This window comes from Nitrospirota bacterium, from assembly GCA_030684575.1.
In the GTDB taxonomy this organism is placed as follows: Bacteria; Nitrospirota; Nitrospiria; order Nitrospirales; family Nitrospiraceae; genus Palsa-1315.
This window is the reverse complement of sequence record JAUXVD010000021.1, coordinates 140,363-163,505: the sequence shown is the minus strand read 5'-3', so window position 1 is coordinate 163,505 and position 23,143 is coordinate 140,363. Positions and strand designations below refer to the sequence as shown.

22 protein-coding genes and 1 pseudogene are annotated in these 23,143 nt (G+C 58.3%); 15 read left to right on the top strand and 8 right to left on the bottom strand.

Features of this window, described 5'->3' with window-relative positions; translation table 11 throughout:
• Positions 1-13 precede the first annotated feature (13 nt).
• Positions 14-841: a mechanosensitive ion channel gene (locus tag Q8N00_16015; GenBank protein MDP2384297.1), complete on the top strand. Its 828-nt coding sequence runs from the start codon at positions 14-16 to the stop codon at positions 839-841.
• Between the two features lie 228 nt (positions 842-1,069).
• Here Q8N00_16015 and Q8N00_16010 read toward each other — a convergent pair whose 3' ends face one another.
• Positions 1,070-2,572: an HDOD domain-containing protein gene (locus Q8N00_16010; GenBank protein ID MDP2384296.1), complete on the bottom strand. Its 1,503-nt coding sequence runs from the start codon at positions 2,570-2,572 to the stop codon at positions 1,070-1,072.
• Positions 2,573-2,865: 293 nt separating this feature from the next.
• Here Q8N00_16010 and Q8N00_16005 point away from each other — a divergent pair, with 293 nt between their 5' ends.
• Both Q8N00_16005 and xth read left to right on the top strand, forming a co-directional pair.
• Positions 2,866-3,249: a hypothetical protein gene (locus Q8N00_16005; GenBank protein ID MDP2384295.1), complete on the top strand. Its 384-nt coding sequence runs from the start codon at positions 2,866-2,868 to the stop codon at positions 3,247-3,249.
• A gap of 176 nt (positions 3,250-3,425) precedes the next feature.
• A complete protein-coding gene (gene xth, locus Q8N00_16000) occupies positions 3,426-4,199 on the top strand; it encodes an exodeoxyribonuclease III (protein ID MDP2384294.1) in 774 nt (257 codons plus the stop codon).
• Positions 4,200-4,289: 90 nt separating this feature from the next.
• Here xth and Q8N00_15995 read toward each other — a convergent pair whose 3' ends face one another.
• Complete coding sequence (locus Q8N00_15995; protein ID MDP2384293.1) at positions 4,290-4,460, bottom strand: hypothetical protein; 171 nt, start codon at positions 4,458-4,460, stop codon at positions 4,290-4,292.
• Positions 4,461-4,575: 115 nt separating this feature from the next.
• On the opposite strand from Q8N00_15995, the gene Q8N00_15990 reads away from it, so the two are divergent.
• Both Q8N00_15990 and Q8N00_15985 read left to right on the top strand, forming a co-directional pair.
• Positions 4,576-5,871, top strand: coding sequence for an NAD(P)/FAD-dependent oxidoreductase (locus tag Q8N00_15990; protein MDP2384292.1), 1,296 nt, complete (start codon positions 4,576-4,578; stop codon positions 5,869-5,871).
• A 134-nt stretch (positions 5,872-6,005) separates the two neighbouring features.
• A complete protein-coding gene (locus Q8N00_15985) occupies positions 6,006-6,530 on the top strand; it encodes a PilZ domain-containing protein (protein ID MDP2384291.1) in 525 nt (174 codons plus the stop codon).
• 181 nt (positions 6,531-6,711) lie between these two features.
• Here the strand turns inward: Q8N00_15985 and Q8N00_15980 are convergent, their stop codons facing one another.
• The gene (locus tag Q8N00_15980; GenBank protein MDP2384290.1) at positions 6,712-7,017 is read right to left on the bottom strand and encodes a hypothetical protein; all 306 of its coding nucleotides are present in this window, start codon (positions 7,015-7,017) and stop codon (positions 6,712-6,714) included.
• Between the two features lie 101 nt (positions 7,018-7,118).
• Between Q8N00_15980 and Q8N00_15975 the strand changes: the two genes are divergently transcribed.
• From Q8N00_15975 to Q8N00_15935, 9 genes and pseudogenes are all read left to right on the top strand, one after another.
• Entirely contained in the window at positions 7,119-7,721 is a 603-nt protein-coding gene (locus Q8N00_15975; protein ID MDP2384289.1) for a LemA family protein, read from the top strand.
• Between the two features lie 28 nt (positions 7,722-7,749).
• The gene (locus Q8N00_15970) at positions 7,750-8,637 is read left to right on the top strand and encodes a TPM domain-containing protein (GenBank protein MDP2384288.1); all 888 of its coding nucleotides are present in this window, start codon (positions 7,750-7,752) and stop codon (positions 8,635-8,637) included.
• Positions 8,638-9,285: a TPM domain-containing protein gene (locus tag Q8N00_15965; GenBank protein MDP2384287.1), complete on the top strand. Its 648-nt coding sequence runs from the start codon at positions 8,638-8,640 to the stop codon at positions 9,283-9,285.
• A 49-nt stretch (positions 9,286-9,334) separates the two neighbouring features.
• Positions 9,335-10,951 carry a murein biosynthesis integral membrane protein MurJ gene (gene murJ, locus Q8N00_15960; GenBank protein ID MDP2384286.1) on the top strand — a complete coding sequence of 539 codons (1,617 nt, stop codon included), beginning with the start codon at positions 9,335-9,337 and terminating at the stop codon, positions 10,949-10,951.
• An 8-nt stretch (positions 10,952-10,959) separates the two neighbouring features.
• Positions 10,960-11,481 carry a methylated-DNA--[protein]-cysteine S-methyltransferase gene (locus tag Q8N00_15955; GenBank protein ID MDP2384285.1) on the top strand — a complete coding sequence of 174 codons (522 nt, stop codon included), beginning with the start codon at positions 10,960-10,962 and terminating at the stop codon, positions 11,479-11,481.
• Positions 11,482-11,484: 3 nt separating this feature from the next.
• A pseudogene (gene dtd / locus Q8N00_15950) lies at positions 11,485-11,887 on the top strand (D-aminoacyl-tRNA deacylase).
• Between the two features lie 259 nt (positions 11,888-12,146).
• Entirely contained in the window at positions 12,147-12,713 is a 567-nt protein-coding gene (locus Q8N00_15945; protein MDP2384284.1) for a hypothetical protein, read from the top strand.
• Positions 12,710-13,639 carry an isoaspartyl peptidase/L-asparaginase family protein gene (locus Q8N00_15940; protein MDP2384283.1) on the top strand — a complete coding sequence of 310 codons (930 nt, stop codon included), beginning with the start codon at positions 12,710-12,712 and terminating at the stop codon, positions 13,637-13,639. Before Q8N00_15945 ends, Q8N00_15940 begins: the two co-directional genes overlap by 4 nt.
• Positions 13,636-14,076: a VOC family protein gene (locus tag Q8N00_15935; GenBank protein ID MDP2384282.1), complete on the top strand. Its 441-nt coding sequence runs from the start codon at positions 13,636-13,638 to the stop codon at positions 14,074-14,076. Before Q8N00_15940 ends, Q8N00_15935 begins: the two co-directional genes overlap by 4 nt.
• 3 nt (positions 14,077-14,079) lie before the next feature.
• On the opposite strand, the gene Q8N00_15930 is transcribed toward Q8N00_15935, so the two are convergent.
• Entirely contained in the window at positions 14,080-16,122 is a 2,043-nt protein-coding gene (locus Q8N00_15930; GenBank protein ID MDP2384281.1) for a TonB-dependent receptor, read from the bottom strand.
• A gap of 15 nt (positions 16,123-16,137) precedes the next feature.
• Positions 16,138-16,872 carry a monofunctional biosynthetic peptidoglycan transglycosylase gene (mtgA, locus tag Q8N00_15925; GenBank protein ID MDP2384280.1) on the bottom strand — a complete coding sequence of 245 codons (735 nt, stop codon included), beginning with the start codon at positions 16,870-16,872 and terminating at the stop codon, positions 16,138-16,140.
• A gap of 110 nt (positions 16,873-16,982) precedes the next feature.
• On the opposite strand from mtgA, the gene yihA reads away from it, so the two are divergent.
• Positions 16,983-17,585, top strand: coding sequence for a ribosome biogenesis GTP-binding protein YihA/YsxC (gene yihA / locus Q8N00_15920; protein ID MDP2384279.1), 603 nt, complete (start codon positions 16,983-16,985; stop codon positions 17,583-17,585).
• On the opposite strand, the gene Q8N00_15915 is transcribed toward yihA, so the two are convergent.
• From Q8N00_15915 to mfd, 3 genes are all read right to left on the bottom strand, one after another.
• The gene (locus Q8N00_15915) at positions 17,509-18,510 is read right to left on the bottom strand and encodes a peptidylprolyl isomerase (protein ID MDP2384278.1); all 1,002 of its coding nucleotides are present in this window, start codon (positions 18,508-18,510) and stop codon (positions 17,509-17,511) included. The genes yihA and Q8N00_15915 overlap by 77 nt on opposite strands.
• A gap of 146 nt (positions 18,511-18,656) precedes the next feature.
• Positions 18,657-19,556: a peptidylprolyl isomerase gene (locus Q8N00_15910; GenBank protein MDP2384277.1), complete on the bottom strand. Its 900-nt coding sequence runs from the start codon at positions 19,554-19,556 to the stop codon at positions 18,657-18,659.
• A 17-nt stretch (positions 19,557-19,573) separates the two neighbouring features.
• Entirely contained in the window at positions 19,574-23,047 is a 3,474-nt protein-coding gene (gene mfd, locus Q8N00_15905; GenBank protein ID MDP2384276.1) for a transcription-repair coupling factor, read from the bottom strand.
• Positions 23,048-23,143: the final 96 nt, after the last annotated feature.

Sequence of the window (23,143 nt, the reverse complement as noted above, 5' to 3'; positions counted from 1 at the left end):
GCGGGGCTCCATCTTGACGTGGCTACCGCACATCGATAGTTCAGTCGTGCTCGACGGGCTCAAGTCCATTCTGTGGCTGCTCTCCCTTCTCATCATCCGGACCTTGATCGTTCGTGCGATTTCGAGGAACCCGACTCTCTCGATGGAAGCGAAACGCCGAGGCGTCGTCTCGGTCCGCAATACCGTGGTCTTCGCGTTACTGGTGGGGCTGGTCGTCATCTGGGCGCACGAACTCGAAGCCTTTGCCGTCTCCCTCGTGGCGCTTGCTGCCGCGCTGGTGTTGGCGACGAAGGAACTCATCCTCTGCTTGAGCGGGGCGGCGCTGCGGGTAGGCGGGAAGGTCTATGCGGTGGGCGATCGCATTCAGATCGCCGGCCATCGGGGCGTCGTCTTAGATCACGACGTCTTTACGACCAAGCTCCTCGAGATCGGGCCGGGCCTGGTGTCGCATCTCTATACCGGTCGTGTGACGGTATTTCCGAACAGCTTGCTGTTTACGAATGCCTTGGTCAAAGAGAATCCCGGCCAGGAGTATGGGCTCTATATTCTCACGGTGCCGCTCAAAGACAAGGACGAATGGCGGGATGCCGAACGGCATTTGCTCGACGCGGCCAAGGCAGAATGCGCTCCGTTCATGGAAGAAGCTGGCCGGCATATGAAATTGCTGGAGCAGACCACGCTCCTCGAAGCCCCCTCGCCGGAGCCTCGTATTACCATTCAACTCACCGACGCGGGGCGTATCCAGCTGGTGCTTCGATTCCCGGCACCGGACCGTGGACGATCGAGGATTGAACAGGCGATTCTGCGCCGGTATCTCACCGCATCCGCTCCAACCAGCTAGCAGGCTGCTGAAACAGCCCGCCAGCGTCGTTCTCGCCTCGAACACATCCTCAACGTAGCCAGGAGGCTACGCCTCCGGTGCGCTCAGCGTCTGCGGCCTTGCTGGTGGGCCGTTTGAGCCGCCTGCGAGAGCATTCACTTCTGTTCCAAGACATGCCGTTCCGCCCGCGGGGCTGCATTTTTTCGGCAGACCCTCGTTTCACACATCACATGTAACGCTTTAGATTGGTCAGAGTACTCCGGCCAGCCGGTTAAGGATAAGGATCGCTTGACCCAAGAACAATTGGAAGGATTGCAGATCTTGCGGCGAGACGTGGTTGGGATCGGGTCCGCGATCGCCGTAGAGGAGTCCGATCGGTCGAATGCCGATACGGATGGGGGCGAGAACGGCTGACGAAGAGCGCCACGTCTTGCTGAACACCGAGCTCAGAGAGCGAGCCTCGTCACAGGAAGCCTTCGAGAATAAGAAGGGGTCTTGTCCCTTCAGCACATGCAAGAACAGCGGGTGTTCAGCATTGAGCGATCCTGAAAAGCTAGCCAGATAGCGATCCGGTGGGTCGACCCCCACGATGACTCGGCCGAGCAGTTGATCTGTGTCGCCTGGATTCAACAGTGCCAGGGCCACCCGCGTGAAGCCGCCGCCGTCGTGCAGGGTATGCACCAGGACCGATAACAGGTTGTTGAGATCTTTGGCCGCCTGCAAGGAGGTTTGGAACTGTTGCAGTGTTTCCAGGGGACGAGTTTGAATCGGTGGAGCGGTGTGGCCGTCCGGCGAACTGTTGGGTAATACCGCCAGCGGTACCGTGACAGGAGACGACGCTTGAGTGATGACGATTTCGGTGATTCCAACCGAACGGGAGAGCTGTCTGCCTTTGTCGAACGCACGGGTGAAGGCGTCCTGCAGGACCGGTTCAGTCAAGGCCGTGCCTCGTTGAAGTGTGCGGCGAAAGAGATCGGCAACGCCGGGGTCAGGCGAATCGGCCATCGCGGTGATCAATTGGTTCGAGCCAGCCACAAGCCCGACAAACAGCTGTTGACTGGTCAGCCATCGGGATTTTGCCGTGGGTATCGGGGCACCGATCAGATCCATGAGGCCGGCAGGCAGGATCCACGTCTGTGCCAGAGCCGTGGCGAACCGAGCTCTCGATACGCCGAGAATCTTCGCTTCATCCTCCGGCGTCCGCGCAGCGGTGAGGGCTTGAAACAATTCCGGCGTTTGGTACGCGATCACCAGATCGGCGAAGGAGTAGAGGAGAGCGGCGCTGAATAGCTGACCTGGTTGAGGATACTGCATCGCCACGCCGAGTTCAGAGGCATGTGCGGCAGCAAAGAGTGCTTTGGCGATCAGGCGTCCCAAGAGTGGTCGACGATCCGGTTGATGCTCTAATTGCTCCATCAGTTGAACGGTGGCTACGAGCGTACGGACCGTATCCAGTCCGAGCCATGAGACCGCATGCGCGACGGAGGTAATGGTGTGTTGCGGACTGTAGGCGATTCCGTTGGCAATCTGCAGGACTTTGCACGTCAACCCCGGGTCTCGGCTGACGACTTCTGCAAGGGCATCGGGGCTGGAAGTGTCTCCGCTGATATTGAGGATTTTCTGGCAGGTCGCCCGTAGGGCCGGGATTGAATTGGCCTGTGGATCGAAGAGCGGGCGCAGTTGCGAATGTACCAGCGTGCGAACCTCGTTCGTAATGTCAGAATCCACGATCAACGTACCGTCTTGCGCCATATTTGTTCTCCCACTATGTCCTAACGTTTCCTATCGGTTGTTTCAGGACCAAAACTTGAGCAGAACGGACGAGTGAATTGAAAAGATGGCCAGAAGAGGCTCTGGGCATAGGGGTGAAGTAACTTGGAGGCGTCGTGCATCACACAAGATGGCCGACTTTCGACTGGACCACATCCAGGAGTTGACCGGCTCACAGGCTCGAACCCGTTACAGGTTTCACAAAGGAGTGCAGGCTGCTTACTCCCTTGCCAAGACGCAAGCCCTATCCACTATTATTCCCAGGAGGTTCTCCTATGCAGAAGTTGATCGTGGCGTCCGTTGCCTTGTTGTGCCTGGTTGGAGCCGGCTCGCTGGTCATGGCCGATGATGCCATGAAAGGTGCGATGGATTCGATGAAGGCCGATGTGAAGGCCGAGAAAGAGTCGATGAAAGCCGACGTACAGGGTAAGAAGGAAGAGATGAAGGGAAAGATGAAGGCCCGCAAAGAGGAGATGAAAGCCAAGCGTCAGGCAGCGAAGGACCAGATGAAGTCGAAGAAAGAAGACGTGAAGGGCAGGGGCGAAGAAGTCAAAGCCGCCGGCCAATCCATGGGACAAGAGATGAAAGCCGCTGGCCAGGACATGAAGGCCGCGATGCCAGCCCCCGCAGCCGCTCCGGCTCCAGCCGCCGGTCACTAAGCGCGAGACCTCTGTCGGTTGTCGTATCCATGGCCCCCGGGAGCTGTTCCTCCGGGGGCCATTCTTTGTCGGACGGCATTTAGCGCGAGGCGAAGAGGGTCGCGGCGCTCTCGCCTTGTTCCCCAGTGGGCCTTTTGTTAGGATGCGGCGCCTGACTATCGTCCTTGGAACAGCGCATGAAAATCGCGACTTTCAACGCCAACTCTCTCCGCAAGCGTCTGCCCATCGTGCTCGACTGGCTGGCTCGGCAGAAGCCCGATGTGCTCTGTATTCAAGAAACCAAGGTCCAGGACAGCGAGTTTCCCTTGCTGGCGTTGGCGGAGTCAGGATACGAAATCACCTATCGGGGCATGAAGTCCTACAACGGCGTCGCGATCTTGAGCCGTGACAAACCTGAATCGGTGGCGTACGGGTTCGATGATGGAGGCGATGCGGAGGATGCGCGGCTCCTGCGCGTGGTGATCAAGGGTATTCCCATCATCAATACCTACGTGCCCCAGGGCTTCGAGATCGATTCACCCAAGTATCAGTACAAACTGGGTTGGTACGATCGACTTCAGAAGTATTTCGAGAAGCATCTGTCCCCGGACAAGCCGGCGATCTGGTGCGGCGATATGAACGTCGCCCCGCGTCCGATGGACGTGCATAGCCCCGAGAAGCATCTTAAGCATGTCTGTTATCACGAGGATGCGAGGCGGGCTTATGAGAAGACGTTGGCCTGGGGGTTTCAGGATGTGTTCGTGAAGCTCTATCCAGACCGTCAGCAATATACGTTTTGGGATTATCGAGCGCCCGCTTCGCTGGAAGCGAATAGAGGCTGGCGCATCGACCATATTCTGGCGACGGCTCCGCTGGCGGAACATTGTATCAGGGTAGAAGTGGACGTTGAGCCGCGGCGAGCAAAAGACCCCTCAGATCATACATTCTTATGGGCGGAGTTTTCGGTCTAACCACGAGCGCAACGTCCACACCTGCCCAATTCGGTCGGGTCGGCAAGTCGTCCGCACCGACCGAACTGGTTCATGATCTCGAACACACCATCACGCAGCGTCCAGGACCCGCTGCTTCGGGCGCGCGAGAGTGGTACGATTCTGCGCAATCAAGGGATCAAGGACCAGGCCGCAATTGATGCAGCGGAGCACGGCCACTTCCTGCGAGAAATCCGGTCGCCATTCTTTCACCATCAGACCTTTGCATTTTTGACAAGTCATCGGCCCACCTCCTACTGTCATGTATTCCATTTCCGAAGCATCGATCATTCATTCACGGACGGAACTCTAGCATTGCAAGATTAACAGGGTGTTAACTGGCAGTTAAAACTCTCTAATGTCGATACATGACTATAGACATGACGTGGTGGTGATCGGTGCAGGCGCCGCTGGACTGGCGGCTGCGATCTTTTCAGCCGAGACGGTAACGAAAAATGATCCTCCCCTGAAGATCACCGTGCTCGATGGGGCGAAGACCATCGGGGCGAAGATCCTGATCTCTGGCGGTGGACGGTGCAACGTGACGCATCAGGTGGTGACTCCCACCGACTTCTTCGGTAATCGCAACATCATCAAGAATGTGCTGGCCGCGCTGTCTGTTGAACAGACTGTGACGTGGTTTGCCTCGTTAGGGGTCGAACTCAAATGTGAAGAGACGGGGAAGCTGTTCCCGGTCACCGATACATCACGGACCATCCTGCACGCGCTTGTTGAGCGATGTCGTCACCTCGGGGTGGCGATTCTGCCGAACCACCGCGTGACGGACATCGAGCAGGTTGGTGCCCAGGACTCAGGGTTTATCATTCACCATTCGCAGGGAGAGACCCACGCCAGGAGAGTCGTTCTGGCGACCGGAGGCCAATCGATTCCCAAATCGGGGAGTGACGGATTTGGGTATAGCCTTGCTCGCCGACTTGGCCATCACGTGACGGCGACCGCCCAGGCGCTCGTGCCACTGGTGCTCGCCGATACGATGTTTCACACAACACTCTCCGGTCTCTCGCACGAGGTCGAGCTCACCACGATGGTGAAGGGACGAACCGTCGACTGCCGGACGGGGAGTTTGCTCTGGACCCACTTCGGGGTCAGTGGGCCGGTGGTCATGGACGCGAGTCGCTTCTGGTGCCTGGCACAGGAACATAAAGAAGCCGTGGCCCTCTATGGGAACTTCCTGCCCGGTCAGACCCAGGAACAGGTGCGGCAGTGGTTCATGGAGCAGATGCAAGCCAATCCACGACGTTCACTGGTCAAGACGCTGGCGCAACGGCTGCCCCAACGATTCGCAGAGGCGGTCATTCATCACGTCGGATGCGAGCCATCGACGACCATTGCCCAACTACCGCGGAAGGAGCGGGACCGCTTGCTCGAATCGTTGACCAAGTTTCCCTTTCCCATCGAACGGGATCGTGGCTGGAACTACGCCGAAGTGACGGCGGGTGGGGTTCCCCTCGAAGAAATCAACTTTCGGACGTTGGAATCCAAGTTGGTGCCGGGACTCTATTTCGTCGGCGAGATCCTTGACTGCGATGGCCGCATCGGGGGCTTTAACTTCCAATGGGCCTGGGCGACGGGAATGCTGGCTGGACGAGCGGCATCTGCCGCTGTGCGTAAAGATGGAGCGGTTCGCGGATAAACAGGCTTGTCTCACAAGGACATGCTCGCACGGAACGTAGGTTTTCTTGACAGCGGGGAGGAGATCATCTATCCGTGGACAAGGCAAGACTCGGTCTTTCGCCGAGTCCGTGTCATAGGAATAACGAGGAATCGATGAGTATGGGCCGCATCCTGAACTGTCCGCGTTGTCAGAAAGACGCTGTCTTACAGACTCTCCCTCAATCGATCCGCGAGCACTTCGCCGCAGTTGTTTTTATGGCGCCATTCAAATGTCTGTCGTGCAGTCACCGGTTTCTCGCATCTCGGCTTTGGCTGGACCAGCCCACGCATCCGATGGATCGCCGTGAACACCTTAGGATTCCCGTGCGGCTGTATCTTTCGTTTTCCGGGGGCAAGGTCCGTGGTGAGGGAACGGTGCTCGATCTCTCGATGGGCGGCTGTATCATCAAAAGCGAGACCCTGGTCCATACGGACGACATTTTCTATCTGCAATTGGCGTTGAGCGAAGGTGATCTTCCTCTTGAAGTGGCTGCGATGGTCCGCTCTGTGAGCCCTCGCGGTATCGCCTTCAAGTTCCTTCGAGCCGCCCAAGAGAATAAGCGTCTGCTGGCTTTTGTCCAGGCTCAGATACCGGATCAGCCCGGTAAATCCTCCAGTAAAGTCGCCGCCGCCGCCTGAGCAGGCCGGCGAATCCTTCCATCCCCACGTCCTCCACAGCAGAATAGAGTTCAACACGATGTGCGGATGCTCAATAGGCCTTCAGCAAGGCCTCGGCGAGCGAACAACTGAACGCTGCCGTGAACATTATATTCCGTTCACCGCTCGGCGTTTCCTGTCCGGCGACTTCTCCGGCAGCCTGCTAGGTTGGAGTTTCCCAGGCAGAGTAAAGCGGATGATCGTTGATCAGTTCTTCATGTGCAGCGAGGTCGTAGGGTTCGATGGTGAGATCCTTCTCATTGAGCGGCTCCGGGCATGCAGGGGAACAGAGGTATGTGCGATAGGATTCAGCCTTCTCTTTCGTGGCGAACCGACAGAGTCCATATTCCGGCATCCCGGATGAGGGGTGCCAGAAGGCCAGCTCGATCGCACTTCCCTGGTAGATGCCGAGGGTGCGGTGCCTCACCTGAAATCCGTCTGACAAATGTGACGAGGATTCGAGCGACATTGGACAGTCCTGCCTCCGTATCATACAGATGATCCGCATGATAGCATGATCGATATCCTGCGCTATAGACCGGCGCGTGCGTATGTTAAAGGAGGAGCACCATGGGCAGTCGGATCTCGTTATGTGCCACCATCGCCATGACGATGGTGTTTGTCGGGCTCTCAGGGTGCGGTTATAACGATCTCCAGGGGTTGGACGAAGATACCAAAGCCGCCTGGAGTGAAGTGATCAATCAGTACCAACGGCGAGCCGATCTGATCCCGAACCTGGTTGCGACTGTCAAGGGTTACGCCGCGCATGAGAAGGATACGCTTGAAGGGGTCGTGCAGGCGCGTGCACAAGCCACGGGAATTCAGGTGACGCCAGAAACGTTAAAAGACCCAGCCGCCTTCGAACAATTCCAAAAATCACAGGCCGGTCTTACGTCGGCGTTGGGCCGCCTCATCGCCATTGCAGAAAATTATCCCAATCTGAAAGCCGACCAGAACTTCCGTGATCTTCAGAGCCAACTCGAGGGGACTGAAAATCGCATTGCTGTTGCGCGCAAACGTTACATCGAGAAAGTGGCGGAGTATAACAAGGGTGTCCGCTATTTTCCCACGAACCTAACGGCGAAGTTTCTCCTCCATCTGGAAGAGAAGCCGAACTTTACCGTGGCGGATGAAAAGGCTGTGGCCAAGCCGCCAGAGGTCAAATTTAACTGAACATAGGCTGACGATGGAGATACTGCGCATGAGCCGTGTCTGGCGAGGGCCGGCGCGGCTCATGGTTTTTCTCGGCATACTGCTCATGGCCACCTCGGCCTGGGCGCTGGAGGTACCGGCCCTCACGGGCCGCGTCGTGGACCTTGCACATGTGTTGCCGGCTGATGTCGCAGCTTCACTCAGCCGCGACCTCGAGGCTCACGAGACGAAAACCAGCAATCAAGTGGCCGTGCTGATTCTGCCGACACTTGAAGGCGAGCCGCTCGAAGCCTTCTCTCATCGCGTCGGTGCCACCTGGAAACTTGGCCAGAGGGGGACGGGGAATGGCGTGCTGCTGCTCGTCGCCCTGCGCGAGCGAAAAGTCCGCATAGAAGTCGGCTATGGCCTCGAAGGTCCCTTGACGGACCTGAGGTCCGCTCACATTATTCGCCAGGAGATTGTGCCTCGGTTTCGGACAGGTGATCTGCCTCGCGGGATTATTGCCGGAGTCCAGGCTATCCTCGGTACCATTGAAGGTACCTATCAGGCAGAGGAGGTCTTGGCCGATCGCGCTCGTTCCGGTCAGGAGCCGACGGGCCTTCAGTATGTGATCATAGGGATTGTCGTCGGGACTCTGGCCGGTATCGTGTTGAGCCATGGGCTTCAACGTACCCGTGCGTTGCTCGGGAGCCTGCTCGCCTTCCTCGTGGCACAGTCTGCGACGGTGGGGTTGGGGCTTCTGGCCGCCGTCGTGACGGCGTTCTTGCTGTGGCTCATCCTGCGAGCCAACCGTGGAGCAGGCCAGGGTGGAGGATGGGGAGAAGGTTTCATGACGGGATCTGGTGGCGGATTCGGCGGTTCATTTGGCGGCGGCGGCGGCGGATTCAGTGGCGGGGGTGGTGACTTTAGCGGCGGCGGTGCCTCGGGAGATTGGTAGATGAAGCCCTTTACCGACATAGAGCGTGAGCGGATCAGGCGAGCGGTTCAACAGGCCGAGTCGGTCACGCAGGGTGAGATTGTGCCCATGATCGTCCCGGCTTCGGCTCTGTACCGTGAAGCCAGCTATCGAACCGGCTTCATGCTTGCCCTGCTCGTGCTGGCTCTCCTCCTGACGATCGAGATCTACTGGCTACCCTGGGGCTGGCATGCCGGCAATGCCGGCTGGCTCTTGTTGGCAGTCGTTGTGGCCTATGGATTCGGGCAATGGCTTGGCAGAGTTCCGGAGATCATCCGTCTCGTCACGTCACGCGAGCGCATGGTCCATAAAGTGACCCTGCGTGCCGAGCAGGCCTTCTACAAGCACGGGTTGCACAATACGGAAGGCCGTACAGGCATCCTCATCCTTGTTTCGTTGCTGGAGCGCCGCGTGCATGTCTTGGCGGACAAAGGTCTCAACGATCGCGTCCCTCCCGGCACATGGGACGGATTGGTCAGTGGCATGACCGACGGCATTCGAAGAGGACAAGCGACCGACGCCATCTGTGAGGCGATTGCGAAATGTGGAATCCTCCTTGGACAGATTAGTCCTGCCGGTTCAGGCGACAATCCGAACGAGTTGCCCGACACCTTGATTCAAGAATCATAATCGTTGCCTTGATAGACTGCCTGGCGAGGTTCCGCTAGAATCCAAGCCTATGTCCGAACCTGCCACGTCACCCGGCTCTCCACCAGCATCGCATGACGAAAATCATTCCGTCGTGAAAGCGGCTGGGGTGATCGGCATCGGTACATTTTCCAGCCGGATTCTCGGTTTCGTCCGCGACATGGTCTTGGCCCGCCTCTTCGGTGCCACGCCCGCCGCGGACGCGTTCTACGTCGCCTTTCGGATTCCCAGTTTACTGCGCGAACTCTTTGCCGAAGGATCGATGTCCTCGGCGTTCATTCCGGTCTTTACGGAATATCGGACGCTGCGCACCAAGCAGGAAGCCTGGGAGCTGGCCAGCGCCGTATTTACCACGCTGTTGACGATCGTCGCCCTGGTTACGGTCATGGGCATTCTTGCCGCGCCGTGGCTCGTGCAGCTTCTTGCGCCTGGATTTGACGCGAATCCTGATAAGGTTGCACTGACGACCCTGCTCACCCGCGTCATGTTCCCCTATCTTCTGTTTATCAGCCTGGCGGCGTTGGCGATGGGGATTCTCAACTCCGTGCGGGCCTTCGCGGCTCCGGCCTTCTCGCCGCTCTTTCTGAACGTCTTTATGATCGGCTGTGCATTGTTTGTATCACCGTACCTGTCGGAGCCGATTGTTGGCGTGGCCATCGGGGTGGTTGCAGGAGGGGCCGCCCAATTTGCCATGCAGATTCCCAGCCTGAAGCTGCGAGGGTTGTTGTTCGGATTTCGATGGGAGTGGGGGCATCCAGGGTTACGGCGGATCGGGACGCTGATGATCCCATCGCTTCTCGGTCTGTCGGTGACACAGATCAACATTACGGTGAGCACGATCCTCGCCTCTTTCTTTGCAGGCGGGCCGACCTATCTCTTTTACGGCATGCGGCTGATTCAGTTTCCGCTCGGAATTTTTGGTGTGGCATTGGCTACAGCCATCTTGCCGACCCTCTCTGCTCAGGCCGCGCGCGGCGCGTTGGGAGAATTGCGGGAGACATTGGGATTCGGCTTGCGCATGATCCTGTTCATCATTCTTCCAGCGATGCTGGGGTTGATCCTCCTGCGGCAACCGATCATCCATCTGTTTTTCGAGCATGGGTCCTTCACGGCGCACGATACGGCTGAGACTGCGCTCGTGGTGTTTTGTTATTCCGTCGGTCTCTGGGCCTTCGGAGGAGTCCGTATCATTGTTTCGGCCTTTTATTCATTGCAAGATACGCGGACGCCGGCCATCTCAGCAGCTATTGCCGTTGCGGCCAATCTCCTGTTCTCACTTCTACTCATGTCGTCGCTTGGTCCGGCTGGTCTGGCCTTGGCCACCGCCTTGGCGGCGATGGTGAATGGAGGGATCTTAGTCGGGGTGCTGCATCGCCGGTTAGGCGGCATCGAGTGGGGCTCGGTGGGACGCTCGTCGCTCCGTGTGCTGGTCGCCTCTGTGCCGTTGGTTGCGATCTGTGGCTGGGTTGCGGCAGCGCAGGTGTGGGCGCATCCCGGTGATTGGCTCGAGAAGTCGATCATGCTTACGATGGCAATTGGCTTGAGCGTGAGCGGCTATCTGGGCGTCCATGCTCTGCTGCATTCTGAAGAGCTTGTGTTTGTGTGGGGAATGGTACGGAAAAAATTGGGGCGAGTGATCGGCCGTTGAGGTGATACATGCATCAGGCGATCGTCTTCAAAACACGATGGGGCTGGATGGGCATTTCCGAATCGTCGAAAGGTATTGACGCGATGGTGATGCCCCGGGTGTCGCGCCGGGCCCTGTTATCCGAGCTGCCAGCGGACTCTGTGGAGTTACTGGAGGGCCGGGCCTCTTCACGATTGCGAGAGGCACAGGCCCAATTGATCGACTATCTCGACGGAGCACGTCAATCCTTCGATCTGCCGCTCGACCTCTCGGGAGGGACGAGCTTTCAGCAAAAGGTCTGGCGAACGCTGCTGAGCATTTCCTATGGCAGGCTGCGATCCTATCAATGGGTCGCTATGCGCGTGGGAGGCAGCCACTATGCCCGTGCTGTCGGTAATGCCGTGGGGGCGAATCCGATGCCGATTATCATTCCATGCCATCGGATCGTGGCACATGATGGGTCGATTGGTGGATTTTCCTGCGGTCTGCCGTTGAAACGCAAACTGCTCACTCTTGAGGGCACGATCGCGCAGCTTCGGCCGGAACGGTAATGTATGAAGGCGGTGATTCAGCGGGTGACGAGAGCAGCAGTTGAGGTCGACGGTCGGGTGGTGGGACGGGGAGACGGATAGCCGGTACCTCGTCGAGAAGATTCGCACCCTCCGGATCTTTTCCGATGCACAGGGAAAGATGAATCGCTCGTTGACGGACGTTGGCGGATCGGTCTTGTTGGTTTCCCAGTTTACGCTCCTCGGACGGACGACGAACGGGCGGCGACCGAGTTTCGAGGAGGCGGCTCCGCCTGACGAAGCCAAGCGTCTCTATGAATCGCTCGCTACGGAATTGCGGGCGCAGGGGACTCCGGTTGAGACCGGTATCTTTGCCGCGCACATGCAGGTCGATCTATTGAACGACGGACCGGTGACCTTTGTCTTGGATAGCCGTGGCGTGAGTTAGCAGGCTGTTGAAAAATCCCGCCAACTTCGTTCTTGCCTCGAAAGCATCCTCAACGTAGCCAGGGGCTACGCCTCCGGTGCTTCCATCGGCTGCGGCATTGCTGGACGGTCTTTTTGAACAGCCTTTCGGTCCTGCTGATTGTATCGCGCTCAAGTCTTTTGTGTGAAGACCGATAGAAGAATCATGGGCCGACATCGGCACGTTTGAGAACATCTGCTATACTGAACTCACGAGTCTTCGGAATGTGTGAGAGGTGGATATGAGAACGCAAGTTCCGCCACGGCATCCGCTCCGGCAGTTTTTCGGCGCCCTGACCGAGAAGAGTTTCACGGAACATCTCGGGTGGCCCGACGTCAATGTCACCAGCTACGTCTCCAACCTGCTGGTCGACTTTACCCACACTGACCATTTGTATAAGATCAGGAATCTGCAAGACCAACCGGTCGATACGGTGGTCGATCTCCTGTTCGAATCCGAGGTGCTGCTCGAGGCGCAGTCGATGGATCGTGAGCGCGATGTGCATCAGCACATCGGAGATTTTACACTGTTCATGGCGGGCCTGTTTCCGGAATACCTGCGCCGCCTCAAGACGGCAGGAATGATCTACCACAAAGATTTTCTCGTGGACTATATGAAGACAGGAAAACGTTCCTATGGAATTGTTGCGCAAATGGCCGACAGTCCATCAGGGGAGGAGCCCCCGCTGTTTCGTACACTCTCCGATAATTTCGAGCTCTGTGTCACCGGCCTGGGATTTGTGCGGTCCGATTTGGACCGTATGAAAGATCCGGCCTACCGCCAGGTTCGGGATTTACTTCTCAATTGACCAGTTCCGCTCCCCTCATTCTTGCCCATGGAGGCGCAGGTCGTCGACGCATGACGCCGACGCAGGCCACCTGCCTGGCCGATGCGCTCGTCATCGGCTATGCCATTCTTGAGCAGGGAGGCCCTGCCCTCATCGCCGTCGAATGTACGATCGGTCTCTTGGAACAGTCCGGTCTGTTTAACGCAGGGCGAGGGGCGAATCGCCAGCTCGATGGCGTGCAGCGGATGGACGCCTCGATCATGGAAGGGGCGCAGCTCGGAGCCGGCGCGGTCGCTTCGATCGAAGGGATTCTGCACCCGATTACCGCCGCCCGACTGGTCATGGAGGAGACCCCTCACATCTTGCTCGTCGGACCCCAGGCCTCGAAATTTGCGCAATATTGTCAATTGGCTCCATTGCCCAAAGCGCGGTCGCCTCGCCGGAGTACCGGTCGATCTTTTCCCTCAACGTCCGCCGCGCAGACGATGCGGCTCTATCGCGCGATGTTACAATCTCAGAAGGCCGGCAAGGACCAGCATGGAACCGTCGGCGCGGTCGCCTTGGATCAGTTTGGAACGGTGGCGGCAGGGGCATCGACCGGGGGCGTCGATTCGATGTTGCCTGGGAGGGTTGGCGACAGTCCGCTTATTGGCTGCGGCGTGTATGCGGACAATCAGAGCGGTGCCGTGTCGATGACCGGTGTCGGAGAGGGGATCATCCGTCTTGTCATCGCCAAGACCATCTGCGATTATCTAGCGATGGGGAAAAGTCCTGCAGTTGCAGCTCGACAGGTGTTGCGTATGTTGGTGTCTCGGGTCCAAGGGTCGGCCGGGGCCTTAGTCCTTTCGCCGGACGGACGATGTGCCATCAAGCATGTGACGCCCTATATGGCCGCGGGCTGGTGGAAGGGGAGGGGGACACCTACGGTTCGAGGGCAGTTTCCATGAAGGATGCATTGTTTCATCTGGCCTTTCCCACGCACGATGTGGCGGCGGCGAAACGTTTCTATGTCGAAGGACTGGGTTGTACGTTGGGGCGTGAATCGAGCCGCGCGGTCCTATTCGGACTGGCAGGGCACCAACTTGTGGCCCATCTGACTGCGGAGCCCCTGTCGCCGCAACAGGGCATTTATCCCCGCCATTTTGGCCTGGTATTTTTATCGAAAGATTCGTGGCAGCGGTTGTTGGAGCAGGCTCAGGTAAACAGCTTGTCTTTTTACCAACAGCCTCGTCTCCGGTTCCCCGGCACCAGCCTCGAACACCACACCTTCTTTCTCGAAGATCCCTCCGGGAACCTCCTCGAATTCAAACATTACCTGCATGAGTCGGCGATCTTTGGCGAACAGGGTTCGTCCGAGATCGGTGATTCCTCGCCTCTCGAATAAAGCTCAGTATTCGGCGCGTATCCCGCCCATGATCAGGAGCGGGCTCCCCAGCGTCTTGATCGAACCGGTCTGTGTCGCAATATAGTGCCGGTCGGTGAGGTTTTCACCGTTGAGAACCAGCCTGAGCCCTTTTCGAATCTCATGCTGGAGTGACGCGTCGAGTACGACGAAATCGGCCACCGGTTGCAGGTTCAAGTCGTCGCTGTATTGGCGCGAGAGATATCGGGCCATGATCGTGATCTCTGCCCAGTCGGATCTGCCGCCGGTCGTGCCGACAGTGAGTTGGTTCCGCGAGACGTTCGGGATTCGCTTGCCTTCTCGGTCCTGCGCTCCTGGAAGGCTGGTGATGGCTGAATCGACATAGGCATAGCCGAAGCTCAGCGAGAGGAGCGGCGTGACCCGATACGAGAGATCCAGCGCTCCACCAGTGGATAGAGTCCTACCGACGTTCTGCCGTTGGGCGGCTGCCGGTCCTTGTGAGAGGAAGAGAATCTGGTCTTTGACTTCGTCCCGATGGGCCGACAGGCGCCAGCTGAACGATCGGTCAGGCAATAGGGTTCCTTCCAGTTTGACCTCCGCCCCCGTCAGTCGCTCAGGGCGAAGTTGATCGTTGGGCAGGAAGCTGAACCCGCTAAATCCAAAGCCCCGGTAGAGTTCGTTGATCGTCGGGGCCCGGAATCCTTGATAGATCGAAGCGCCCGCGCGGACGTTATTGGTCAAGGCGTAGTTCGCCGATAGTTTCGGATTCACGACCTGAACGGTGTTATCCCGAAAGGCCGTGGTCGCAGTCGGAGATTCGCTTCTCGCATTGTAGTTCTTCCACCAATCGGCCCGGAGGCTTGGCGTGACGGTCAAGCGTTCTGTCGCCGGCAGGATCCATTCCCCGAACAGGCCCCACCCGAGCTGGTGTCCGCGGGCCAAGGTTTGCCCGGTGAAGCCTCCCGAGGAAAAGAGATCGTCGATGGCTTGTGCGATGATCGTTCGCGCGTCGGTGCCTAATACCAGCCGATCCGGTCCCCAGAGGCTGCCGGTCCATTGCAGTGACCCGCCGAAGTCGTTACTGGGAATGGTCTGAATCAGATTGCGGAACTCTGCGAGGCGCAGGAGCGGGTTTGGTGTGATCTGGGACGTTTGATTCCGGAAGGTCTGCCATTGGGCGAACAGTTTACTTTCCCATCGACCGCCTTGTCCCTGGTCGCTATGCAGCCCGAGCGCGATGTTGCCGATCGTTCTCGAAGCCAGGCTGAGGCTGGTTCCAAATGTCCGGTCTTCCCGGAACAGGCTTCCTGAGAGGTCAACGGTTGTTCTGCTTGACGGTAACCAGGCCAGTCTGCCGTTGAGCAGTTCGTGCCGCGAGTCATTCGTCCTGTCCACCGGCCCTTGCTGATAGGCCGGGACCGGAATGATCCCATTCGTATGAAACCAACGGTAGCCAATCGAAAAACGGAATCGGTCGGTTCCGTACCGGGCATTCAACGCCTGCTGATACGTGCTGAGTGTGCCGGCCTGACTGTCCACCTTGAATCCTGTTCCCTCAGCCGGGGTGTTCGTGATGATGTGGATGACACCGCCCATGGCCCAGGTACCGTAGAGGTTCGAGGCCCCTCCTGGAACAATCTCGACCCGTTCAATGTCGTTCGGGATCAAGCCCCAATTGATCCATCCTCCAAACCCATCGTTGAGCGGAACACCATCGAGCAGCACCAAGGTACGACGAGTGCCCAAGCCGTTCAACGTCACAGACTGAGCGGTAGGATGATTGTAGCGACTGCTCAGCGTCGCAGGCTGGACGCTTGGAACCGATCTGAGCAGATCGTCCAACTGATGTCCGCCAGGATAGGGAGATCGCTCGATCTGCTCACGTGTGAGCACGGTGATGGCAGACGCACTCTGCGAGATCGGCTCCGCCGTTCTCGTTGCGGATATCACGACTTCATCGGTTGTCAAGACGGAGAATTCTTTCGCGGGATCTTCGGCGAGCGTGAGGTGCGGAACGAGGCAGGTGGCAATGAGACCGCAGACCTGCACGAATGAAGCGCCTCTCATGCCGGGTATCCGTCTTTACTCAGGCTTGATGTCATGATGCGCCGTCTGGTTCATCCGACGAACAATCCGTTCGTGTCGGCGAGTCAAGGCCGTTGTTTTTCTGATCGGATCGTATCGCCTGGGCGAGGGTAAGATGGCCGCCAGCCAGGCGGCCTCATCGGGCGTCAGGTCACGTGCGGATTTCTTGAAGTGGTGGCGGGCTGCCGCCTCCGCTCCGTAGACACCCTGTCCCCATTCGGCGACGTTGAGGTACAGTTCGAGAATACGTTCCTTCGTGAGTTGCTGTTCGAGTGAGCGGGTGATCAACGCTTCCCGGGCCTTCCGAAACAAGGATCGTTCGGAGGAGAGATAGAGATTTTTGGCCAGTTGTTGGGTAATGGTGCTCCCGCCGCGCTTGAGTTCACCCGCCTCGAGGTTATATTTGGCGGCCTCTTTGATCCCTTCCCAGTCGAATCCTTCGTGGGTGAAGAACGCCGCATCTTCCGCTCCCACGACCGCCTGGCGGAGTGAGGGAGCGATACGAGAGAGCGGCACCCATATCCAATGGCGTTTGGTGCTGTGGCCTTGTGATTCGGCTTGGGTCTGTCGTGCTTCCATGAGTGCCGTCACGGGTGGATTGGTCGCGCGTAAGATCGAGACGTCCGGCATGGTGAGCAGCCAGAGAAATAGGACCGCCCCGATCGGGAGGCAGAGTCCGAGAATCAGGAAGACCTTCACGCGGGAGCGGGATTGTTTGGTTGACTTCCTCATAGTCCGATGCGTATGACAGGGTGCGAGGCACAAGGTAGAGGTAAGGGGGCTGATACGTGCCTTGCTTCGCTTCTCGCCTCGTGCTCCTTGCCTATCTATGAGGGTGACCATTGAAAATCTTGAATGCAGAGTTTATCAGAAGTTGTGCGGGTCCAGAACAGTTTCTGAAGGGTCAGCTCCCTGAAGTCGCTTTCATCGGGCGGTCGAACGTCGGGAAATCCTCGCTCATCAACTCTCTCTTGCAGCGCAAAGGGCTGGCCAAGGTGAGCCGTACGCCGGGAAAGACCCGCTTGGTCAATCTTTTCCAGGTCACCAGCGACGACCCCGGGTTGGCGCGGTTCGTCTTGGTGGACTTGCCTGGATATGGATATGCGAGGGTGTCGAAAGCGTTGCGGGCTGAATGGGCGCCGTTGATCGAGCAGTATCTCAACGGCAGTGAGCAACTCAGCGCGGTGGTCGTCTTGGTCGAATGCCGGGTGTTGAGCGAACAGGATCGTGAAACCATCGCATGGTTATTGTCCGTCGGACGCCCCCCCATCGTCGTGGCGACGAAAGTCGACAAGTTGAAAATGAGTGAGCGCGTCAGTGCATTGCGCCGGCTTCATGAAGGGCTGGGATTGGCTGAAGGCGGGACGATCATTCCTTACTCGTCGTCGACGGGCGAGGGGCGGGACCGGTTGTGGGCGGCCCTGAAGGAGCAGCTTCAAACTTGATCTCGATATAGGCCTTGTTCTTGAGGTCGGCTAGCCAGGCTTGGAAGACATCTTCGCTTTTCTGCTGAAAGACGAGCCCCTGAATTTCAACGCGGACTTCCTCGTACGGGCGGAACTGCTTGGGTTTTTTGTCATCCAGCCGCACGACGTGAATGCCCTCCGAGGTTTCAATCACATCCGAGATGCCGCCGGGTACGAGATTCGTGATGGCTCGTTCGATTCCCGGTAAGAGCTCTCCCTGCCGTACGAGGCCGATGCGCCCTCCCCGAGTGGCGTTTGGGCCGTCTGAATACTGCAGTGCCAGGTCTTCGAAGGACTCCCCCTGCTTCAGCCGTTTCATCACGTCACGCATTTTTTCCTTGGCATCGGCCATATCGTCCGGTGACCGGGAGAGGATGAGAATCTGGCTGAGGGTATATTCCTCCGGGAGCGCAAATCGATCGCGGTGCCCCTGGAAGTATCGTTTCATGTCGGAGTCTGCCACCATCACCCCGCTTCGCACTTCGCGATCGACGACTTTGAGCAAGGTCAGCTGTTCCCGGACATTTTTCATGTTTGCCGGGTTCGTCTCGTCGATCGTTTCCCCCTGTTGCTTCATATTCTTGACCGCTTGTCGAACTTCCTGATCGGAGACCTCGACGCTTCTGGTCTTCGCTTCCTGAAGTTGCAGCTTGCGTTCGATCATCGAGGTCAACGCCATGTATTCCGCCGTCTTGAGTCGCCGCGCGAGCATGTCGCCGTGAAACTCTTTCTGCATCCGCTCCCGCTCGGGGGTCAGTTCCCGTTTCATATCGGATAGCATGATGAGGTCCGAGTTGACGATTGCCACGATCCGATCTTCCACCTGCGCGGCCGAAAGAAGGGCCGCCGGTGCGATCAGTGCAAATGCGAAGAAGACTGTGAGTCGTAACCCGTGTGGTGTCATCGTGATGAACGGACGGAACGCGATTATGGATAGGAGGCTCGTCCTATGCCGTCGAGATCGGCCGGTCGACGAGGTTCCGGGAGATTGTACACGATTTGTGAAGGCGTTGAGGAGTCGGAATGCAGGCCATCTCGATCCGCGAGGCGTCAGTGTGTGCCGACGTCGTCGGCCACGTAGCGGGAGGCGTCGGCGAGGCGGATGATCGCCTTTGTGCGGATGTCGGCGATCACATCGTCAAAACGTTTTCGGCGTTTTTCGTTGAGCAGTTCTTGCCGGAGGCGCTCACGAACGGCCAAATCTGCCTGAATAATTTCCTTATCGAGTGCCGTGATCATGACGAGGTAATAGCCGGCGTCCGTCTTGATCGGGGCACTGACCATGCCGGGCTTGAGGGTATGAATGACATCGTCAACTTCGGGAATGACCAAGTCCTTGTGATAGGGGCCAAGATCGCCCCCCTTGGCCTTCGTTTTGTTGTCGAGGGAATAGCGTTGCGCAAATTTGGCGAAGTCGCCGCCCTGGTTGACCTGTTTTTCGAGATCTTTCGCGGCGGGGAAATTGGGCAGCAACATCTGCGATACCTGGACCTTCAAGGGTGTCAGGAGTTCATGGGCATGTTTCTCGTAGAAGGCGTCCAACTCCTCCTTTGAGAGTTCGATTTTGGCCTTGATGCGATCTTTGAGGAGTTCGTCGAGGATCAATTGTTCCCGATAGCGTTGCGCGCGATCGCGGATGGCATCGTTCTGATCGAGTCCCTGTTTACGCGCCTCCTGCATGAGCAGTTCGCGGGTGATGAGCTCGTCGAGGAAGCGGCGCTTGCCTCCGTCTTTCTCGTACCGCGCCCTGGTCGCGTCGGCCAGTTCTCCCCAGCGGGTTTCGAATTCGTTCTGTGTGATCTGTCGGCCATTGACGAGGGCCAACACACTTTCCTCTGGCGGAGGCGTACAACTGGTCAGCAGGACGAGACCGCCGCCGATGGCGCCGGCGAGCAGACAGACGAGGCGGACCGCGACGACGTTGATGGAACCGTTCGATGATCGAATCATAAGTGCACAAGACCTTGTTAGCGAGATGGACGCGGAGGCACTGTTGTGTTGGTATCACAGACTCCCAGGCTTTGCAAGGTTGCGGTGAGTTCTCGAAAGATGGAAGGCCAATCCTGGTGCGGCATTTGGAGCTCGAACGAGAGGGGAGACAGGAAGCAGACGCGTTTCTTGTACCGGTCCATCATCCGGTGAATCGCCTGGCTCGAGACCTTGCTCTTAGCGTCGAGCGTCACAACGACGGAGTGGGATTTGAGCTCAATGGCAGCTAGGCGCAATGCTTTGGCCTGGAGCCGCACCTGCATGACTTCGAACAACCGCTCGACGGAGTCCGGGGCCAGCCCGTACCGATCCTGGATTTCGCCATGCAGCAATGCGAGGTCTCCGACTTGGGTGCAGGACGACAGCCGTTTGTAACAAGAGAGGCGCTGATGAGGATCGGCGACATAGGCATCCGGGATGAAGGCGGAAACGTTGAGCCGGAGTACGGGATCCGGTTCTTCTTCCACCACCTGGCCTCTGAGGCGCTGGACGGCCTGCTCCACCATCTGCATGTAGAGGTCCAGTCCGATGGCGGCGATATGTCCTGACTGTTGCTTGCCAAGGAGATTGCCGGCGCCTCGAATTTCCATATCCGCTGCGGCGATCCGAAAGCCGGCTCCCAGTTCGGTAAATTGCTGAATCGCAGTCAGGCGTTTCTGTGCGTCCTCGCTCAGTTGCCCTTCGTCTGGTACCAGGAAGTAGGCGTAGGCTTGATCGCCGCTCCGGCCCACCCGTCCGCGTAATTGGTACAACTGTGCAAGGCCGAACATGTCAGCACGATTGATGATGATCGTGTTGGCATGGGGCACATCGATGCCCGATTGGATAATGGCCGAGGCGATCAACACGTCGGCTTCCCGCCGGAAGAATTTCAACATCACGGCTTCAAGCGGTTTCGCGTTCATCTGCCCATGGGCCATCACGATGCGCGCGTCCGGCACCAATTGGTGGAGCCAGGCTCCCGTCTTTTCCATCGTCTCGACCCGGTTATGGACGAAGTAGACCTGCCCGCCACGTCCCAGCTCCCGCAAGATCGCCTCTCGCACGAGTGTGTCGCTAAATCGGACCACCTGCGTGCGAATGGCGAGGCGGCCTGCCGGCGGGGTTTCGATGATGGAGAGATCGCGTACGCTTGCCATGGCCATTTGCAAGGTGCGGGGAATCGGGGTGGCCGTAAGCGTCAAGACGTCGACCTGGGTGCGGAGTTGTTTCAATCGCTCTTTGTGTTTGACGCCGAACCATTGTTCTTCATCGATGATCACGAGACCCAGGTCGCGGAACAACACATCTTTCTGGACGAGCCGGTGGGTTCCGATGATGACGTCGACATCCCCGGCCGCCACGTCTTTGAGAATGGCCTTGGCCTCCTTCGGCGATTGGAAACGGGACAGCAGGGCCACGCGTGCGGGGAACGGAGCGAACCGTTCCGAGAAGTTGTCGTAATGTTGGTGGGCCAGGAGGGTTGTGGGCACGAGCACGGCGACTTGGCGATTGGCCTCCACGGCCTTGAAGGCCGCCCGCATGGCCACTTCCGTTTTTCCGTACCCCACGTCGCCGCAGACCAATCGGTCCATCGGTTTGCTGGACTCCATGTCGCGGGTAATGTCCTCGACCGCTTTGAGCTGATCCGCCGTTTCTTCATATTCGAACGCGGCTTCGAATTCGTGGTACATGGTGCTGTCGAATCCATAGGCATGGCGCGTGACGAGTTCGCGGTTGGCATAGAGGTCGACCAACTCATGGGCCATCTCCTCGATGTCCTTTTTGACGCGCGCGGTCGTTTTGGCCCAATTGGTTCCGCCGAGCCGTTCCAGACGTGGGCCATGGCCGTCTGCCCCGCTATACCGCTGCACATGGCTGAGTTTCTCCAGGGGGACATACAGCTTGTCCCCGCCGGCGAATTCCAGGATCAAGTAATCGCTGTCGAAGTCCTGTACCGAGAGGCGCTTGAGACCTTGATACCGGGCGATGCCATGTTGGACATGGACGACATAGTCGCCCACGTTGAGATCTTCCAACGACGAAAGGAACGTCGCGGCTTTACTCTTGGCCTGGGGTTTGTGGCGTGCGCCCTTGGCAAACAGTTCTTCTTCCGTGAGTACCGCCAGGCGCAAGTCAGGAGCGAGAAACCCCGCGGACAGATCGCCGTGCAAGACGTAGAACGGCGCTTTGGTTTTTCCGGTCGCGGTCCAGGTTCCTGCAGTCCATTCCGTCGCCGGCACATCGTGTTCGCGCAAGAGCGCCAGCAAGCGATCGACCTGGCCGCGGCTTCTCGCGACGAGCACGACGCGGCATTCATCCCGCAGGCGATCCATGATGGCCAGGGTCTGGCTGAAGGGCATGCCGCGAGCCCCGAGGCCTGCGCTGGCCGGGCTCTGAGCGGGAAAAGTCAGGACCGGACTCCAGGATGCATCGCTTGGTGTGAGCGGCTCGAGTGCGAGGGCGGGCAACCGCTTCGTGTAATCCAAGAGCGCAGCCCAGGAGAGAAACAATCGTTCCGGTGATGGATAAGGTGCGAGGGACTCCCGGTCGGTATGGCGGAGATAACCGTCGTCGATTTTACCCCAGAGGTCCTCGCAGCTCCCTTTCAATCCGGCAGGCTGATCCATGACCAAGATAGGCTGTTCGGTAAAATAGTCGAAGAGGGTGTCCATACGGGGATACAGATCCGGTGCGTGCCATTCTGCATCCGCAGGGATGGGGGCAAGGGCGTCCGGCGACGTCTCGGCACGCAAGTATTCCCGTGCGGGCAGGACGATCGCTCGATCCAGCTTCTTGATGGACTTTTGCGTGGCCGAATCGAAGAGGCGGAGCGAGTCGATGGTTTCGCCAAGAAACTCTGCTCGTAGCGGGTCGGCATAGGCCGTCGAAAAAATATCGACAATGCCGCCTCGAATACTGAACTCTCCGGGAATTTCCACCACCGAGACCTGCCGATAGCCGAGCCGTAACAATCCTCCGGTGAGGGTTTCTCGTTCGATCGTGCCGCCCAGCTTGAGTTGCAGGGTGGTGTGGCTAAACGTCTCGACGGGCAATAGCCGTTGCATGAGCGCCGCGATCGAGGTGACCAGGCAGGTCTGTGGGGTGGTCCGGATGTGATGCAGGGCATTCATCCGGCGCGCAACCAGATTGACCAGAGGCGCGTTGTTCTCGTAGGGCAAGATTTCCCATTTCGGGAACAGCGCGAGGGGAGCCGTGGGAAGGCCGATGAGGTCATGGAAAAATCGCAGGTCATCAAAGAGGCGTTCAGCCGCCTCGTCCGACCCGGTGACGATCAGCCAGGACCGACTCCCCAATTTGCCCATCTGGGGATGCAGGAGCATGGTGAGGGCAAGCCCGGCGGTGGAGCCGTATAAGCCTGCGACCGAGGGGCGGCCTGTTCCGTCTCCTAGCGCCGCAGCGACAGGAACGAACCACTGGGATGCTGATGTTGAAGAGATCGTTTCGGACATGGTGTATGGGCTAGAGAGCAGCTAGCTTTTCATGGCAGTTTTTTTGATGGCCGACAGGGCATCGAATGATAAAAGAAGAGCTTAGCGGGATGCTCA

What these genes read in the sequence shown, in the direction of transcription:
- Q8N00_16010 (MDP2384296.1), bottom strand. Translation starts at nt 2,572, where the DNA reads ATGGCGCAAGACGGTACGTTGATCGTGGATTCTGACATTACGAACGAG.
- Q8N00_16005 (MDP2384295.1), top strand. Translation starts at nt 2,866, where the DNA reads ATGCAGAAGTTGATCGTGGCGTCCGTTGCCTTGTTGTGCCTGGTTGGA.
- xth (MDP2384294.1), top strand. Translation starts at nt 3,426, where the DNA reads ATGAAAATCGCGACTTTCAACGCCAACTCTCTCCGCAAGCGTCTGCCC.
- Q8N00_15995 (MDP2384293.1), bottom strand. Translation starts at nt 4,460, where the DNA reads ATGACTTGTCAAAAATGCAAAGGTCTGATGGTGAAAGAATGGCGACCG.
- Q8N00_15990 (MDP2384292.1), top strand. Translation starts at nt 4,576, where the DNA reads ATGTCGATACATGACTATAGACATGACGTGGTGGTGATCGGTGCAGGC.
- Q8N00_15985 (MDP2384291.1), top strand. Translation starts at nt 6,006, where the DNA reads ATGAGTATGGGCCGCATCCTGAACTGTCCGCGTTGTCAGAAAGACGCT.
- Q8N00_15980 (MDP2384290.1), bottom strand. Translation starts at nt 7,017, where the DNA reads ATGTCGCTCGAATCCTCGTCACATTTGTCAGACGGATTTCAGGTGAGG.
- Q8N00_15975 (MDP2384289.1), top strand. Translation starts at nt 7,119, where the DNA reads ATGGGCAGTCGGATCTCGTTATGTGCCACCATCGCCATGACGATGGTG.
- Q8N00_15970 (MDP2384288.1), top strand. Translation starts at nt 7,750, where the DNA reads ATGAGCCGTGTCTGGCGAGGGCCGGCGCGGCTCATGGTTTTTCTCGGC.
- Q8N00_15965 (MDP2384287.1), top strand. Translation starts at nt 8,638, where the DNA reads ATGAAGCCCTTTACCGACATAGAGCGTGAGCGGATCAGGCGAGCGGTT.
- murJ (MDP2384286.1), top strand. Translation starts at nt 9,335, where the DNA reads ATGTCCGAACCTGCCACGTCACCCGGCTCTCCACCAGCATCGCATGAC.
- Q8N00_15955 (MDP2384285.1), top strand. Translation starts at nt 10,960, where the DNA reads ATGCATCAGGCGATCGTCTTCAAAACACGATGGGGCTGGATGGGCATT.
- Q8N00_15945 (MDP2384284.1), top strand. Translation starts at nt 12,147, where the DNA reads ATGAGAACGCAAGTTCCGCCACGGCATCCGCTCCGGCAGTTTTTCGGC.
- Q8N00_15935 (MDP2384282.1), top strand. Translation starts at nt 13,636, where the DNA reads ATGAAGGATGCATTGTTTCATCTGGCCTTTCCCACGCACGATGTGGCG.
- Q8N00_15930 (MDP2384281.1), bottom strand. Translation starts at nt 16,122, where the DNA reads ATGAGAGGCGCTTCATTCGTGCAGGTCTGCGGTCTCATTGCCACCTGC.
- mtgA (MDP2384280.1), bottom strand. Translation starts at nt 16,872, where the DNA reads ATGAGGAAGTCAACCAAACAATCCCGCTCCCGCGTGAAGGTCTTCCTG.
- Q8N00_15915 (MDP2384278.1), bottom strand. Translation starts at nt 18,510, where the DNA reads ATGACACCACACGGGTTACGACTCACAGTCTTCTTCGCATTTGCACTG.
- Q8N00_15910 (MDP2384277.1), bottom strand. Translation starts at nt 19,556, where the DNA reads ATGATTCGATCATCGAACGGTTCCATCAACGTCGTCGCGGTCCGCCTC.
- mfd (MDP2384276.1), bottom strand. Translation starts at nt 23,047, where the DNA reads ATGTCCGAAACGATCTCTTCAACATCAGCATCCCAGTGGTTCGTTCCT.